This is a genomic window from Fulvivirga sp., from assembly GCF_040218215.1.
Classification (GTDB): Bacteria; Bacteroidota; Bacteroidia; order Cytophagales; family Cyclobacteriaceae; genus Fulvivirga.
In genome coordinates this window covers 45,502-61,145 of the sequence record NZ_JAVJQL010000014.1, presented here as the reverse complement: position 1 = coordinate 61,145, position 15,644 = coordinate 45,502, and the positions used below count along the sequence as shown (strand labels likewise).

Sequence of the window (15,644 nt, the reverse complement as noted above, 5' to 3'; positions counted from 1 at the left end):
ATGAAGAGACTCAGTCTTTCAATTCTTTTAATTATCACTACAATAAGTGCTTTCAGTCAAACTGGAAATTTCAGGACATTATCTGGTGGTACTTGGTCTACAGCTACAATATGGGAGCGGGATGCTGATCAGAATGGAACTTATGAAGAAAGTCCTTCAAGTGTAGCTCCTAATTCTTTGAGTAATTTGATAGAAATACAAAATACTCATTCAGTTATTCTGACAACAAATGAGACAATAAACGGAACTTTAACAATCCAAAGTGGAGGTTCTTTAACTATTTCTGCTGCAGGACCGCCTTCTGACAGACTCACAATTTCTGCAAGTGGTATTCTAAACAATCAGGGTATATTAACTATGGCAGGAGGGTTGATAAAGAGAATGAGAGTTTTTGGTAGAGTAAATAATCAATCCACAATGACAGGTTTTACAACAGCTAAATTGTTTTTTGAATCAAACTCAATATATGATCATCAGCATACAACAACTGCTGGTACCATTCCATTAGGTACTTGGGATACTTCTTCAACATGTATGGTTAGCGGATATACTTCAAATTCAGTTGCCCCAACAAATTTAGGACAATCTTTTGGAAATTTTACTTGGGACTGTTCGAGCCAGACATCTGCTATAGATTTATCAGGTGGGTTAGTTACTGTAAATGGTAATTTAAATCTTTTAAATACAGGTTTTACAGGTGTCTTTCTAAATCAATCAGGATCTAACACTACCGTTACTGTAGCAGGAGATTTGAATGTTGAAGAGTATTTCTTAATTTCTGAATCTGGGTCTAATAATGTTCTTGATATTCAGGGAAATGCAATATTAACCTCAAACTTTCCTTACTTAGTTCTCTCCGGAGCATCCGGGAATGCAACCTTAAACGTTGGAGGAAGTGTTACTCTCGATAATTCTGGATTTATAGATATGTCTCAGGCCGGATCCGGAAGCTCAGAAGTAAATATATCGGGAGATTTATCCATGTCGAACTTTTCTTATATTACAACTGGATTTGGTTCTGGTTCTTATACCATCAATTTTAATGGTAATTCTGAACAAGTAATAACTGCTTCAACAAATGAATTGTTCGATGGCCAGAATATTAATATCATGTCTAATGCTATTGTTTCAGTTCCAAATAACAATTTCTTAGGTACTTCAGGAGCTCTAAATGTTGCTAATTTGGCTGAGTTAAGAGTTGGTTCAAATGCTGCTAATGGAGCAATTCAATCTTCTGGTTCAGCCGGGGGAATTCGAGTTACTGGTGGACAGACTTATGCTACGGGGTGCACTATAGTTTATAATGGGGCTACTGCCCAATTCATAGGTTCGGGGCATCCATCAACTTCAGGTGTTAATACAGAGATCAATAACAGTAACGGTGTCACCTTGGCAAGTAGTGTGGTTTTAGGAGGAGAATTGAACTTGACCAGTGGTAATTTGACTGTCGGAAGTAATACATTGACATTACAGGGAGCCCATTCTGGAAGTGGATCATTATCGGTAAATTCTACATCAACACTCGTGTTTAACGGTTCAGGTGCTATTGGTGTCATTCCTTTTGTTTCAGCAACACCTTCTTTGGGAACGTTAACGATTGATAGGTCTGGTGAAGTGGCAGTTTTTGAAGATGATGTAACCATAGGAACAGCCTTAAACCTTACTCAGGGCAATCTGGATATTAGGGATCAGACCTTGAATTTAACCGGAACTATATCTGGTACAGGAAATTTGTTGGCAAATACTGCGTCAACGGTTAACATTACTGGGACAGGTGCTGTGGGTGCTTTGCAATTTGACCCTACCTTTAATACTATTGGTAATATCACCTATAATCGATCTTCTGGTACACTAGCCTTGAATGGTACACTCAATGTTTCTCAATCATTAGTACTTACAAATGGTACATTGACAAATAACGCCAACTTGTTCATGGGTAATGACGCCACATTAACAAAGAATTCCAATGCAACATTCTCGGGGGACAGCCCTGAAACCACCGGTGGGGCGTTATACAATGTTATCTACACCAATGCGGGTCAAACGACTGGTAGTGAAATACCGGATGCCCTTACCACCGATGCGCTAGGGGATATCACTATCAATACCTCTGGCTCCCTTGTTTTAGATCAAGCCTTACAGGTTAATGGAAATGTTACTTTAGATGGTGGCTCACTCTCGATTGGTGCCAATTCGTTAACGGTTTTGGGTAATTGGGTAAGAAATGGAGGCTCGTTATCAACATACTCTGGCCAAGTTATTTTTAATGGTGTATCGTTGATCAATGGTTCTAGTACAGCAACATTTGTTAATGTACAAGTTCCAAGTGGAGCTTCATTAACTTTGCCCTCTGGTAATATTAATATTAACGGAAATCTTCAGATTGACCCATCAGCCACTTTTTCTGCCAACGGAGGCACCGTTACTTTAGGAACAACGGCCAATCAAAATATTGCTGCAGGTGGAGCGTCATTTAATAATATTGCTGTTACAAAAGCGACAGGTACAGTTACAATAGCCGGCACCTTGAATTTAACAGGTAGATTGAGTTTTGACGGAGCCAGTGGTGCAACAATAGCCAGTGGAGGCAACCTTACCATTGTATCTACATCAGATGGTGCGACAGGAAATGGTAGTATTGGGGTGGTGCCGTCAGGAGCCAATATTACAGGCAACGTTGTAGTCCAGCGGTTTTTGAGTGGCGAAGGAAGGATTTACAGGTATTTATCCAGCCCTGTAAGTGGCGCCAATTTGGAACAATGGCGTGACGACTTTCCGATAACTGGAACGTTTGATGATCCAAGTACGGGCACTGGAATCACTTCTACCAACCCTTCTTTATATCGTTATATCGAGAGTTTACCGGGTTTGGCAGATGATGGTTATGAGGCATACCCCGCATCTGGGGCATTAGCTAGTAGCACAATAGAAGTTGGCCGAGGTTATGCAGCTTTCATTAGGGAGGGGGCATCAAGTACTGTAATTGACGTAACAGGCACCGTGAACTTGGCGAATAATGCAGATATTGATTTGAATGTAACTTATAATAATGATGGTAATGGCCCTGCCAATGAAGGTTGGAATTTGGTAGGTAATCCTTTTGCATCATCAATTGATTGGGATAATGTGCTGAGTGGTACTGGAGGTACCAGGGTCAACGTCAATCAAGGTATTCAGGTTCGAGATAACGGTGCAGGGGGTACGTATAGGGTTTGGGACGGCTCTACAGGGGATTTAAATGCAGGGGTTATAGGAACGGGGCAGGCTTTTTGGGTTCAGACCACTGCTAATGGCCCTTCGTTAACATTAAATGAGTTGGCAAAAACTTCTTCAACAGGAACATTCTTCAGGGAAGAGAAATCTGATCCAATTGAGGTTCTTCAGATATCATTGTCTGATGGTGTTGACACTGATAATACTTTTGTTAAAATAATTGAAGGTGCGACTCTGGGTTATGACCTTGGTGATACTCCAAATCTCAACAATGTGATATTTGATGTCACAACAATTGCAGGTGATGGTGTAAATCTGGCAATCAACGCTATTGATTATGCAGGATGCTCATTGAGTCTGCCTATCAACGTAGCCGATGTCAGTTCAGGGGAATACACACTTTCCTTTTCTCAAATGGAATCTATTCTTTCAGCAGAGTCATTGAGTCTTGTAGATAATTATACATCAACAATTGTGGATGTTTTGAGCAATCCATCTTATGTTTTTGAAGTAGATGAAAATAACAGTGCTACTTTTGGATTAACAAGGTTCGAACTAAGATTAGAAAGGGATTTTATTTCTCAAGAAGTGGTTTTAGAAGCAGCGAGTGAAATTTGTCAGGATGTAGATGCTGCAATTGTTGTTAAAAACACTCAGTCAGGTATAACTTACAACCTTAACATTAATGGTGAAAATTCAGCATACAGTGTATTAGGCAATGGTGGGGATGTTGATTTGGTAGTATTGACTTCAGACCTCATTTCAGGTAACAATGAACTTTCTGTTTCAGCTAGTTTTGAAGGCTGTGAAAATGTTATAATCAATGATGTATTACAAATTGAAAAGTCAGATATCAATTTAAATATTGGCTATACAGCAACCCAAACCGTCTGTGGTCAGGAAAGCGCCTTTGTAACAATTGATACTGCTCAGGAGAATGTGCAATATCAACTATTCTTAAATGATGTAGCTTACGGTGATCCAATACTTGGTAATGGTCTAAAAGTAAGTTTTGAAGTAATTAGTAATGATTTATTGGAAGACAATAACATTTCAATTCAGGCATCCCGCAATAATTGTGTGGAGTTTTTAGAGCAAACCAAAACTGTATCTAAAACAGTGCTCAATGACGGTTTAAATTTAGAGTCTCCAGCCACTGTCTGCCAAGGTGAAAGTTTCAATGTAGTACTTTTTGACTCGGAGAATGGTGTTGGTTATCAGCTTAAAATCAATGGACAGGAAAATGGTGAAGTAAAAGCAGGTAATGGATCAATACTTAATTTTGATCTTTCTTCAAATGATCTGGCCAATTCTAATTTGATAAGTATAGTAGCTAATAACGGAAATTGCGAAGTTAATTTAGTTAATCAACTATCGGTTGACATCATAACAGTAGATGAACTGGTATCATATGATGTTGAAGATATTTGTGGTGATGGCAATGGAGCAGTAGTAATAAGTAGCCCACAAATAGGAGTAGAATATGCTGTTTTCTTAAATGGTGAAGAGTATGGTGATCCTGTAGTTGGTGCAGGTCAACCCTTGGAATTCAGTTTGCTTTCGACCGATTTGCAGAATGATAATATAATTACAATTTTAGCAACCCTTGAAGCATGCTCTGCCAATTTAGTGCAATCTGGAACATTCAAAAAGACTTCTATAACCCCTCAAATAACCAGGGAAGATAATTTATTAAGATCAAATTATGAAGAAGGGAATTCATGGTTTTTGAATGGTGAGCATCTAACAGGACAGACGGGCAGTACCTTAGAAATCTTCACTTCTGGTTTATATGAGTTGAAAGTTGATGTTAATGGTTGTTCTGAAACGGTAGGTGAAGAATTCAATGTAGATGAAGTAACGTCTATAGATCGTGAATTAGATGGGAAAAATATTCAGTTGTTTCCAAACCCAACAAATGATATTTTAAACATTACGTCAAGTAATGGAACGATTGAGTGGGTTGAGTTTTATGATGCTAGAGGAAAATTAAAAATGAAGATCATCTCAGGTGAGAAGACCCTTAAAATTAATATTGATAACTTTGTTAATGGAGTATACATGATTAGATTACAATCTGAAAATGAATTATCTACTCATAGATTTATTAAACAATAATGATTAGAAGGGCTTTTATAATATTCATTCTTATTGGGTTTTCAAATATTGTTAAATCACAGCCTGGTGATCCAGGTGGAGACCCTGATAACCCTGTGCCAATAGGAGGTATAGAACTTTTACTCATTGCTGGTGGTGCATTAGGAGTAAAACGTTTGATGCGTAAGAAGTAATAATAATACTTTGATTACCAAGTTTCTTTTACAGCTCAGAATTTTACCCCGTTGGGTGATTATACTTCTTGACGTTACTATTGTGGCCGTTTCTACAGCCCTTGGATATCTTCTCCGTTTCAACTTCGAGTTTGATTTAATTGATAATTATAACCCCTTGATAGGGATAGGTGTTAATGCTACGGCTTGCTTGATAGCACTTTATCTTACCAAGAGTTATGCCGGAATTGTCCGTTATACAGGACTTAAGGATGGTTTAAGGGTTTTTCAAACTTTGATCATTGCTCACAGTTTATCATCGGTTTGCAATATAGTGTATAACTTCTCAGAAGGAAGAAACATAATTCCCTATTCGGTCATTCTCATTTCCTTTCTTGCTTCTTTCTTGTTCTTATTTCAATACAGGCTGCTCATCAAAAATATTTTTTCTTATTACGGCAAGATTTACAGAAAGAAGAACAATGTGGCCATTTTTGGTGCCGGTCAAATGGGGATTGTTACCAAGCACTTGCTGGATGATGATTACAGATCAGGCTATCAGGTAGTAGCTTTCTTTGAAGATGATGTTAACAAGGTTGGCAAGGAGATTAATGGAACTAATATTCACGCTTTTAATAAGCTTGACGAAGTAGTAGCTAAGCATGAAATTCGGGAACTTATTATTGCTGTTAATAAGCTATCCGTAGAGCGCAAGAATGAGATTGTGGATACTTGTCTTAACTATGGCATTAAGGTGAGAACAGTTCCCGATCTCAATACGTGGGTTCAGGGAGAACTAAGTATTAACCAAATTAAGGAAGTTAAAATTGATGACTTATTGGAGCGGGATTCAATAAGCATTATGAATAAGGAGCTTATTGACCAGATTAGCTCAAAAACCGTACTCATCACCGGGGCGGCAGGGTCAATTGGAAGTGAGTTGGTAAGGCAGGTACTTAAATACAGGCCTAAAAAGCTTATATTATTAGATCAGGCGGAGTCGCCATTGTATGATTTAACTACTGGCCTATCCAATGAAGAAAATGTTTATCCTTACGTAGCTGATATTACAAACTACACAAGAGTAAAGGAAATATTTTTAGAGCATGAACCAGCACTCATCTATCATGCGGCAGCTTATAAGCATGTTCCATTAATGGAAGAACATCCGACAGAGGCAGTAAGTTGTAATATCATAGGCACCAGAAATATGGCCGACTTGGCTGTGGAATTCAAATGCGAGAAATTTGTGATGGTTTCAACAGATAAGGCTGTAAACCCCACCAATGTAATGGGGGCTTCCAAAAGGATAGCAGAGATGTATATTCAATCCATCAATGCGTTAAAAGGAGGTTCTACATCGTTTATTACCACCAGATTTGGAAATGTATTAGGCTCAAATGGTTCCGTCATCCCGTTTTTTAGGAGGCAAATAGAGCAGGGCGGGCCAATAACGGTAACGCATCCTGAAATTACCAGGTATTTCATGACCATCAGCGAGGCTTGTGAATTGATCCTTGAAGCCGGTTGTATGGGTAATGGCGGTGAAATATTCCTGTTTGATATGGGAAAATCGGTTAAAATAATTGATTTGGCGAAAAAAATGATTAGGCTTTCGGGTTATGAACCATTTAAGGATATAGATATTATATTTACGGGCTTGAGAAAAGGGGAGAAGCTATATGAAGAGCTTCTGGCCGACAAGGAAAATACCTTACCTACACACAATCAAAAAATATTAATAGCAAAAGTGGCAACGCCTAACTTTGAAACCATCAAACATGGTGTTGAAGAACTTGAAGGGTTGCTGACGCAGCATTCAGACCTGGCACTTGTTTCTGCCATGAAAAAAATGGTTCCAGAGTACAAAAGCAACCGATCAGTTTACGAGGTGCTGGATACTTAACGCCTTCTTGGTTTTCGACCACCCCTTTTTTTGGAGTTCATTTTTGCCGTGCTTAAGAAATCTGCTGGAAGATAAAATTCTACTTTAACATTGAAAATCATGTAATTGTCATTTCTATCCGGATTGCCCCTGATACTTCCAGCCTCTTGTTTAGAAAGACCAATTTCAGGACGCCTGTCAGCCAATGCGGCATGAACTGGATCGGTAAAAGTGGAATTGTCTACATATGTTGAACTTACATCATCGAGATAGTCGGTGAAAGTTTGACGAAAACCCCCTTCAAGTCCAATATTAAAAAAAGGATTGACTTTATATTTAATACCTATACCATAAGGAATTACAACGGTCACCCTACTATAACTTACCCCTTCAGTTTGTATTGGTTGTAAGGCATATTTTTTACCCTGATATTCCGCTTTTGGATTGAAATATAACAAACCTATTCCAGCAAATCCGTAGACATTGAAAGCTGGCCTTTGGTAATAACGGGTGCCGTTAGGAAAGGCCTGTATAATTCCAACAGCATTAAGTTCATAATTATTAGAAATAAAGGATAAATTCCTATTTATTTTTCCTGGCTCACCCGAATCACTATCAGCACCTTCAAGGGAGAACCACTGGGCTTCAACCCTTGCAGCAACGCGATTGTTGAAAAAATATTGAAGACCTACATTAAGGTTAAATTTAGGATCAAAGTAGTCTCCGTTAGCTTTCAGGTCACCAAAATAGGTGGTAGTTCCGGTACCAACACTAGCGATAATATCACGTCCTCTTCCAAAGTTATAAAAACTTTGAGCTGAGGCTTGAATGGAGCATATTGTTATTAAAGATATTAACCCTAGTTTTTTCATTTATTCCAATTATTGGATATTAAAATTAGTAATAAAGATATTGAAATATAACTCAATATAGAACCAATACAAGAAAAAAGACCGATATAAACAATTATCGCTACTATTTCTCCAATAGTAGCGATAAAAAATGTGCATCCGGAAGGATTCGAACCCTCAACCCCCAGAGCCGAAATCTGGTATTCTATCCAGTTGAACTACGGATGCCTGCGTATTAAACTGTTAGCTTAATACTTCCCTTACCTTAGCTGCTGCATCTTTTAATAGGATGGCAGAGAATACTTTTAACCCAGACTCTTCTATAATTTTAGCGCCTTCTTCAGCATTTGTTCCTTGTAACCTAACGATAATTGGCACTTCAATATTACCTATCTTTTTGTAGGCTTCAACAACGCCATTAGCCACCCTGTCACATCTTACGATACCACCAAAAATATTGATTAGAATAGCTTTTACATTAGGATCTTTTAGGATGATTCTAAAGCCTGCTTCAACAGTTTCTGCATTCGCCCCTCCACCAACATCTAGGAAGTTGGCAGGCTCACCACCAGAGAGTTTAATAATATCCATAGTAGCCATTGCTAAACCAGCTCCGTTCACCATACAACCGACATTTCCGTCAAGCTTCACATAACTCAAACCAGACTTTCCAGCTTCAATTTCAGCAGGATCTTCTTCACTCAAATCCCTTAACTCAACTAAATCTTTATGTCTATACAAAGCATTGTCATCCAAATTAACTTTAGCATCAACTGCCAATATTCTATTATCAGAAGTTTTAAGAACGGGGTTAATCTCAAACATTGAAGAGTCTGTAGCTTCGTAAGCACTATAAAGTGAAAAGATGAATTTCACCATTTCCTTAAATGCATTTCCTTCAAGACCAAGGGCAAAAGCAATTTTTCTGGCCTGAAAGCCTTGAAGTCCAACAGAAGGATTTACCCATTCTTTAATGATCTTTTCTGGGCTATGTTCAGCAACTTCTTCGATATCCATACCTCCTTCAGTAGAGGCCATAATTACGTTACAGCCTTTTGACCTATCAAGAAGAATACTTAAATAAAATTCCTTTATTTCTGACTCTCCTGGGTAATATACATCTTCAGCGATCAATACTTTATTTACCCTTTTCCCTTCTTCTCCAGTCTGATGCGTAACTAAAATACCATTTAAGATATTTTTTGACTTTTCTGTCACTTCGTCCAGTGACTTAGCCAAAACAACACCATTAGAACCAGTTTCCTTCACTTTACCTTTGCCTCTCCCACCAGCGTGAATCTGGGCCTTTATGACATACCAACTTGTGCCGGTTTCTTTGTTAAGTTCTTTGGCTGCAGCTAATGCCTTATCAGGGTTATCTGCAACAATACCTCTTTGGATATTTACACCATACTTTTTCAGTATGTCTTTGGCTTGATATTCGTGAATGTTCATGCTTTAGAATTTTTGCACGAAAGTAGAAGATTTGGCCTTATATTTCAAGATAAACCCTAGATTAATAATCTCTTTTAGTATGTTTGAATTTATTGTTATTAACAAATTATTCTATGCTAAAAGCAACTGGTTTGACCAAAGCCTATAATGAGTTAAAGGTTTTGAAGGGGATAGATATTGAGGTAAATAAGAATGAAATAATTTCCATTGTAGGGGCATCAGGTGCAGGGAAAAGCACACTGTTACATATTTTAGGAACTTTAGATAATCCTGATAACGGTATTGTGATGTTTGATGGTGTCAACATTATTAAACTATCGCAATCGGCAAGAGGCAAATTCAGAAACAAAAACATAGGGTTCATTTTTCAGTTTCATAACTTATTTCCAGAATTTACCGCATTGGAAAATGTCTGCATTCCGGGCTATATTGGTAATACAGATCGGAAGATTGTAGAAGGAAGGGCAAAGGAATTATTGGATATATTAGGGCTGAAGGACAGGTACAATCATAAGCCATCACAACTATCAGGAGGGGAACAACAGAGGGTGGCAGTGGCCAGGGCACTAATAAACAATCCATCGATCGTTTTTGCTGATGAGCCAAGTGGTAATCTTGACTCTGCCAATGCCAGAGAACTTCATGACCTATTCTTCAAACTAAGAGATGAGTTTGGACAAACTTTTGTCATTGTAACCCATAATGAGGAATTGGCTGAAATGGCTGACAGGAAAATAGAAATGAAAGATGGTGTGATAGTTTAATTATTTTTATTCACTTGTTTTATCATTTCTTCAATGTGTTTTTCATACCCAAACAGATTATCATAAACACCAACTATGGTATGATTGGCATCCAGCAAGTAGGTAACTCTTTTTGAGATGCCAACAAAAGGAATAACCGCATCATAAAGCTTAGAAACTTTCTTGCTTTGATCTGATAGTAGGTCAAATGGCAGTTTATGCTTCTCTTTAAACTTGAGATGCTTTTCAATGCTGTCTGTGCTTATTCCATATACTTTGATATCTGCATTTTTGAAGAACTCAAAATTATCCCGAAATGAGCAGGCTTCTTTGGTACACCCTGGGGTGAAATCTAATGGATAGAAATAAATCAATAGAGGCTCATTATGGTGATCGGACAACTTAAATTGAGTGCCGTCAGTACTTGGTAAGGAAAAATCTGGTGCTTTGGTGCCTTTGGATAGAGCCATTAATGGGTTAGGATTTCAGTCAACTCTTCAGCAGTGACGTGACCATTATGATCAATCTCCTTTAGAGCCAATTGTTTAATTTCATTTATTAATACAGGATCATATTTGGCAGCTACCCTAATATAATTTTTGGTAAAGCCGTGCATCATTCCATTCTCAACATCATCTTCAAAAAGCACTTCCTGAATTGTATTTAAATGTTGTTCATAAAAGTACCGCCTTTTCTTTTCTGATAAAGAACGAAGCATTTTAGACCTTTTATTTCGCTCTTTAAGAGGGATCACGTCATCCATTTCAGCTGCAGGGGTGTTGGCACGTTCAGAATAAGTAAATACGTGTAAGTAGGAGACATCTAACTCATTAAGAAAATTGTAGGTTTTTAGAAATTCCTCTTCAGTCTCTCCTGGAAATCCTACAATTACATCTACACCTATACAACAATGGGGCATAAGCGATTTTATCTTATTGACCCTTGATACATAGAGATCTGACAAATAGCGCCTTTTCATTGCTTTCAGAATATTATCTGAACCTGATTGCAAAGGAATATGAAAATGAGGCACAAACTTGTTTGACTGGGCCACAAATTCAATAACCTCATCAGTCAATAGATTGGGCTCAATAGATGAAATCCTGATTCTTTCCAGGCCGTTGATTTTATCTAGCTCCCGTGCCAAATCAATAAATCGATCTTCACGCTTGCCATTCCTAATGCCGAAATCGCCAGTATTTACTCCTGTTAGTACTATTTCTTTTACACCAGAATCAACTATTTCTTCTGCCTGTTTTATAATATTTTCAATAGTATTGCTTCTGCTATTCCCTCTTGCCAATGGAATGGTGCAGAAGGTGCAGCTATAATCACAGCCATCCTGTACTTTTAGAAAAGTTCTGGTACGATCGTTAATGGAAAAAGCATTATTGAAACCGGTGGCCACCTCAATATCCGAAGCAAGTACTTTGGGCTGTTCAGGCCTTACGAAACCATCGAGTAAATCGATAAGCTGAAATTTTTCGGCAGCTCCTAATACAGCATCTACACCTGGTATTTCTGAAATTTCTTTTGGCTTAAGCTGGGCATAACAGCCTATTATGGCTACATAAGCATTGTTTGATATCTTTCGGGCTTCCCTTACAATTTTTTTACACTTCTTGTCAGCGTTTTCGGTGACAGAGCAAGTGTTGATTATGAAAATATCGGGCGTATCAGTAAACTCTACTTTTTTGTAGCCCTTATCTTCAAACATTCTTGATATAGAAGATGTCTCTGAGAAGTTTAATTTACAGCCTAATGTATAGAAAGCAACCTTTTTCATAACAGGGTGCAAAGCTACTCAATTATCAGTTCAGGATGAAAACAGAGTGATTGTTCTTTACTTTCATCCTAAATAGTTACAAGTTCAAGTCAGCTTCTATTTTACTAAGTAAACCATCAAGTTCACTGTTCTTTGCATCATAATCTTCTGCTTTATTAAGCTTTGTATTAGCACTCAAGTAAAATTTGATTTTTGGTTCGGTGCCTGATGGCCGCGCTGAAATTTTATAGCCATCTTCGGTTATAAACTGCAATACATTGGATTTTGGATAATCTATAGCTTCTTCAGTATTTGAGTCCAAATCCTTTTTAACACCTAATTGGTAGTCAATCACCTCAATTACCTTTGAACCAGCAAACTGAGTAGGAGGAGTATTTCTAAAGTCAGTCATCATTTGTGCAATTTCCTGCTCGCCCTGCATACCTTTTTTAGTAATGGAAATCAGCTTCTCCTTATAAAAACCAAATTTAACATACATTTCAACAAGAAGATCATGTAGAGATTGACCATTGTGAGCCGCAAATGCACACATTTCTGCAATCATCGCGCATGAAGAAATGGCATCTTTGTCTCGCACAAAATCACCAATTAAATACCCGTAGCTTTCTTCACCTCCAATGATGAATTGCTCTTTACCTTTTAGCTGTTTTATTAAATTAGCAATAAACTTAAATCCAGTTAACGTGTCATAAGATTTAACTTTGTAGTGAGCGGCAATATCATTGATTAGTCCTGTGGTAACTATGGTCTTAATAACACACTCATTGCCTTTATATTTTCCTAGCTCCTCCCATCTTCTAAGTACATAATACACTAATAAACTACCAGTCTGATTTCCATTTAACAATGTAAAATCACCGTCATTAGATTTGATGGCAATTCCAACTCTATCTGAATCTGGGTCGGTAGCTAGTACTAGTTCAGCACCTAGTTCTTTAGCCTTCTCAATTGCGAGTTTTAGCGCTTCACGTTCCTCTGGATTTGGATAAACCACAGTAGGGAAGTTGCCGTCAGGAGTACTTTGTGATTTCACAACATGGACGTTGGTAAAACCAACATTCTTAAGACATTCAGGGACCATTTTATAACCAGTTCCATGAATTGGTGAATAGACTATTTTAATATCATGCTTAGCCTTAATAGCATCAGGAGACAGTGAAATCTTCTTTATCTCTGCAAGGTATTTTTTATCAATTTCTTCACCAATCAATTCAATCAGTTCAGGGTTGCTTTTGAAATTTACATCACCTGGGCCACTGATGGACTGCACCTCTTTTATCACGTTTTTGTCATGAGGAGCTATAAGCTGGGCACCATCATTCCAGTATGCTTTATAACCATTATATTCTTTAGGGTTATGAGAAGCTGTTAATACTACACCACTATGGCAGTTAAGCTCCCTGATAGTAAAAGACAGTTCTGGAGTGGGTCTTAAAGATTCAAACAAATAGACTTTGAAATCATTGGCAGAAAAAACATCTGCAACAATTTGGGCAAATTTTTGACTGTTGTTTCTGCTGTCACAGGCTATTGCAACTTTAATTTGCTCATTAGGAAAGCTCCTTTTCAAGTAGTTAGCAAGTCCTTGAGTGGCCATGCCTATGGTGTATTTGTTCATTCGGTTTGAACCAACACCCATGATTCCTCTCAAACCTCCAGTACCAAATTCAAGATCCTTATAAAATGCCTCAGTTAAGGCATTTTTATCTTTTTTTAAGGCCTCTATTTCTGCCTGAGTTTCAGCATCAATGCCACTGGCAATCCACTGATCAGCTACCTGAAAAACGTCTCTTGTCATTCTTATAAATTTCCTCTTAGTTCTTGTTCTCTTTCTATTGCCTCAAATAGGGCTTTAAAGTTTCCTTTTCCAAATGATTTAGCGCCTTTTCTTTGGATGATCTCATAAAATAATGTTGGCCTATCTTGTACAGGCTTGGTAAAGATTTGAAGTAGGTAGCCTTCATCATCCCTGTCAACAAGAATATTTAGTTTTTTGAGTGGCTCCAAATCTTCATCAATTTCTCCAACCCTGTCCAGAAGATCATCATAATAAGTATCAGGAACAACAAGGAAGTCAACACCTCTTTTTCTTAATTCAGATACAGTATGTACTATGTCATCAGTTGCAATAGCAATATGCTGAACCCCAGAACCTTTATAGAAATCAATATACTCCTCTATCTGCGACTTCTTTTTACCTTCAGCAGGTTCGTTGATCGGGAATTTAATATAGCCATTCCCATTAGAAACCACTTTAGACATTAAAGCTGTATATTCTGTGCTGATGTCTTTATCATCAAAAGTAATCAGCAGCTTGAATCCCATAACATCTTCATAGAACTTAACCCACTTATTCATTTCTCCCCAGCCAACGTTGCCCACACAATGATCAACATATTTTAAGCCTATTGGCTCCACTTCCAGTTCTGTTGATTTAGGCTGAAAGCCAGGAAGGAATGCTCCTTTATAATTCTTGCGTTCAACAAAAGTATGGATTGTATCTCCATAAGTTTTGATAGCTGCAATAACAACTTCACCATTATCATCTTTTATAACTTTAGGCTCAAAGGCAACTTCAGCTCCACGCTTGGTTGTTTCTTCAAAGGCACTTCTGGCATCATCAACCCAAAGGGCTAATACTTTTACACCATCGCCATGCTTTCTTACGTGATCATTTATTTCTGAATCAGGAACTAATGATGAAGTTAGTACTAACCTGATTTTATCTTGAACCAAGACATAACTCACACGGTCTCTAATTCCAGTTTCCGGACCTGCATAAGCTATCAATTTATAACCAAATGCATTTTGATAATATAGGGACGATTGTTTGGCGTTACCTACATAAAACTCGATGTGATCTGTACCTTTTAATGGGAGAAAATCTTCTTGCATATCATTATTAATTTTAAATTGTCAAAAATAATGTTTAGGTATTCGATAAAAAATTATTTCATTGTATAATATCAATTTCAATCGTTTATTTTGCGACCAGAATAGAAATTAAAGTTCTCAGAATCAGATAGTAAATTGTCATGAATATAGATAAGCTCAACCAGGATATTATAGCCATACTAGATAATAAAATTGCCCTTGCGGGTATAGATTATAGCAGCCCTGATTATGATGATTTGGAAGAATCACTCCATGATAAAGAGGATGCATTAATGCAAGACTATGGCACTTACCTCGAAGAGGCACTACATGAAGTTCATGATGAGTTTTGCCCTGATACTGATGTGTTGTTGCCAATAGCATATTTACCCAGATCTGCAAAGAGGGAAGGAAATGATTACATCGTAACTATTGCAGATGGAGTATATGTAGAGGTTGATGACTATGCCTCTGAAGAAACCAAACTGGTTATTCTTCCCAACCCAACGAGGATAGAGCTTATGATAGATACGAATCAGAGAGAGGTGGTTTGGAAAGCTGAATAAG

General features: G+C 37.7%; 11 protein-coding genes and 1 tRNA gene. 5 read left to right on the top strand and 7 right to left on the bottom strand.

Annotated features, from left to right (window positions below):
* From RIB54_RS08960 to RIB54_RS08950, 3 genes are read left to right on the top strand one after another with little or no spacing between them, the layout of a single operon-like run.
* Entirely contained in the window at window positions 1-5,331 is a 5,331-nt protein-coding gene (locus RIB54_RS08960) for a T9SS type A sorting domain-containing protein (protein ID WP_350100579.1), read from the top strand.
* Window positions 5,331-5,504 (top strand): hypothetical protein, encoded by a 174-nt coding sequence (locus RIB54_RS08955; protein ID WP_350100578.1) that lies wholly within the window; start codon window positions 5,331-5,333, stop codon window positions 5,502-5,504. The genes RIB54_RS08960 and RIB54_RS08955 overlap by 1 nt, the downstream gene beginning before the upstream one ends.
* Window positions 5,505-5,559: 55 nt before the next feature.
* Window positions 5,560-7,389, top strand: coding sequence for a polysaccharide biosynthesis protein (locus RIB54_RS08950; protein ID WP_350100577.1), 1,830 nt, complete (start codon window positions 5,560-5,562; stop codon window positions 7,387-7,389).
* Here the strand turns inward: RIB54_RS08950 and RIB54_RS08945 are convergent.
* From RIB54_RS08945 to sucC, 3 genes are all read right to left on the bottom strand, one after another.
* Window positions 7,386-8,240 carry a DUF6089 family protein gene (locus tag RIB54_RS08945; RefSeq protein ID WP_350100576.1) on the bottom strand — a complete coding sequence of 285 codons (855 nt, stop codon included), beginning with the start codon at window positions 8,238-8,240 and terminating at the stop codon, window positions 7,386-7,388. The two genes, RIB54_RS08950 and RIB54_RS08945, sit on opposite strands and share 4 nt — an antisense overlap.
* Before the next feature lie 133 nt (window positions 8,241-8,373).
* Window positions 8,374-8,447 (bottom strand) — tRNA-Arg (locus tag RIB54_RS08940).
* A 15-nt stretch (window positions 8,448-8,462) separates the two neighbouring features.
* Window positions 8,463-9,674: an ADP-forming succinate--CoA ligase subunit beta gene (sucC, locus tag RIB54_RS08935; protein ID WP_350064276.1), complete on the bottom strand. Its 1,212-nt coding sequence runs from the start codon at window positions 9,672-9,674 to the stop codon at window positions 8,463-8,465.
* A 113-nt stretch (window positions 9,675-9,787) separates the two neighbouring features.
* Between sucC and RIB54_RS08930 the strand changes: the two genes are divergently transcribed.
* The gene (locus RIB54_RS08930; protein ID WP_350064278.1) at window positions 9,788-10,438 is read left to right on the top strand and encodes an ABC transporter ATP-binding protein; all 651 of its coding nucleotides are present in this window, start codon (window positions 9,788-9,790) and stop codon (window positions 10,436-10,438) included.
* Here the strand turns inward: RIB54_RS08930 and RIB54_RS08925 are convergent.
* The 4 genes from RIB54_RS08925 to hppD form a co-directional block, all read right to left on the bottom strand.
* Window positions 10,435-10,887, bottom strand: a complete 453-nt coding sequence (locus RIB54_RS08925; RefSeq protein ID WP_350100575.1) for a peroxiredoxin — start codon at window positions 10,885-10,887, stop codon at window positions 10,435-10,437. The two genes, RIB54_RS08930 and RIB54_RS08925, sit on opposite strands and share 4 nt — an antisense overlap.
* Window positions 10,887-12,203 (bottom strand): tRNA (N(6)-L-threonylcarbamoyladenosine(37)-C(2))-methylthiotransferase MtaB, encoded by a 1,317-nt coding sequence (gene mtaB, locus RIB54_RS08920; RefSeq protein ID WP_350100574.1) that lies wholly within the window; start codon window positions 12,201-12,203, stop codon window positions 10,887-10,889. The genes RIB54_RS08925 and mtaB overlap by 1 nt, the downstream gene beginning before the upstream one ends.
* A 76-nt stretch (window positions 12,204-12,279) precedes the next feature.
* Complete coding sequence (locus tag RIB54_RS08915) at window positions 12,280-14,001, bottom strand: phospho-sugar mutase (protein ID WP_350100573.1); 1,722 nt, start codon at window positions 13,999-14,001, stop codon at window positions 12,280-12,282.
* Between the two features lie 2 nt (window positions 14,002-14,003).
* Complete coding sequence (gene hppD, locus RIB54_RS08910; protein ID WP_350100572.1) at window positions 14,004-15,098, bottom strand: 4-hydroxyphenylpyruvate dioxygenase; 1,095 nt, start codon at window positions 15,096-15,098, stop codon at window positions 14,004-14,006.
* A 140-nt stretch (window positions 15,099-15,238) separates the two neighbouring features.
* Here hppD and RIB54_RS08905 point away from each other — a divergent pair, with 140 nt between their 5' ends.
* Window positions 15,239-15,643 (top strand): hypothetical protein, encoded by a 405-nt coding sequence (locus RIB54_RS08905; RefSeq protein ID WP_350064288.1) that lies wholly within the window; start codon window positions 15,239-15,241, stop codon window positions 15,641-15,643.
* Window position 15,644: the final 1 nt, after the last annotated feature.

Bases quoted from the DNA above. Each gene is read 5' to 3' on its own strand.
- mtaB (WP_350100574.1), bottom strand. From the start codon at position 12,203: ATGAAAAAGGTTGCTTTCTATACATTAGGCTGTAAATTAAACTTCTCA.
- RIB54_RS08915 (WP_350100573.1), bottom strand. From the start codon at position 14,001: ATGACAAGAGACGTTTTTCAGGTAGCTGATCAGTGGATTGCCAGTGGC.
- RIB54_RS08925 (WP_350100575.1), bottom strand. From the start codon at position 10,887: ATGGCTCTATCCAAAGGCACCAAAGCACCAGATTTTTCCTTACCAAGT.
- sucC (WP_350064276.1), bottom strand. From the start codon at position 9,674: ATGAACATTCACGAATATCAAGCCAAAGACATACTGAAAAAGTATGGT.
- RIB54_RS08905 (WP_350064288.1), top strand. From the start codon at position 15,239: ATGAATATAGATAAGCTCAACCAGGATATTATAGCCATACTAGATAAT.
- RIB54_RS08955 (WP_350100578.1), top strand. From the start codon at position 5,331: ATGATTAGAAGGGCTTTTATAATATTCATTCTTATTGGGTTTTCAAAT.
- RIB54_RS08960 (WP_350100579.1), top strand. From the start codon at position 1: ATGAAGAGACTCAGTCTTTCAATTCTTTTAATTATCACTACAATAAGT.
- RIB54_RS08945 (WP_350100576.1), bottom strand. From the start codon at position 8,240: ATGAAAAAACTAGGGTTAATATCTTTAATAACAATATGCTCCATTCAA.
- RIB54_RS08930 (WP_350064278.1), top strand. From the start codon at position 9,788: ATGCTAAAAGCAACTGGTTTGACCAAAGCCTATAATGAGTTAAAGGTT.
- hppD (WP_350100572.1), bottom strand. From the start codon at position 15,098: ATGCAAGAAGATTTTCTCCCATTAAAAGGTACAGATCACATCGAGTTT.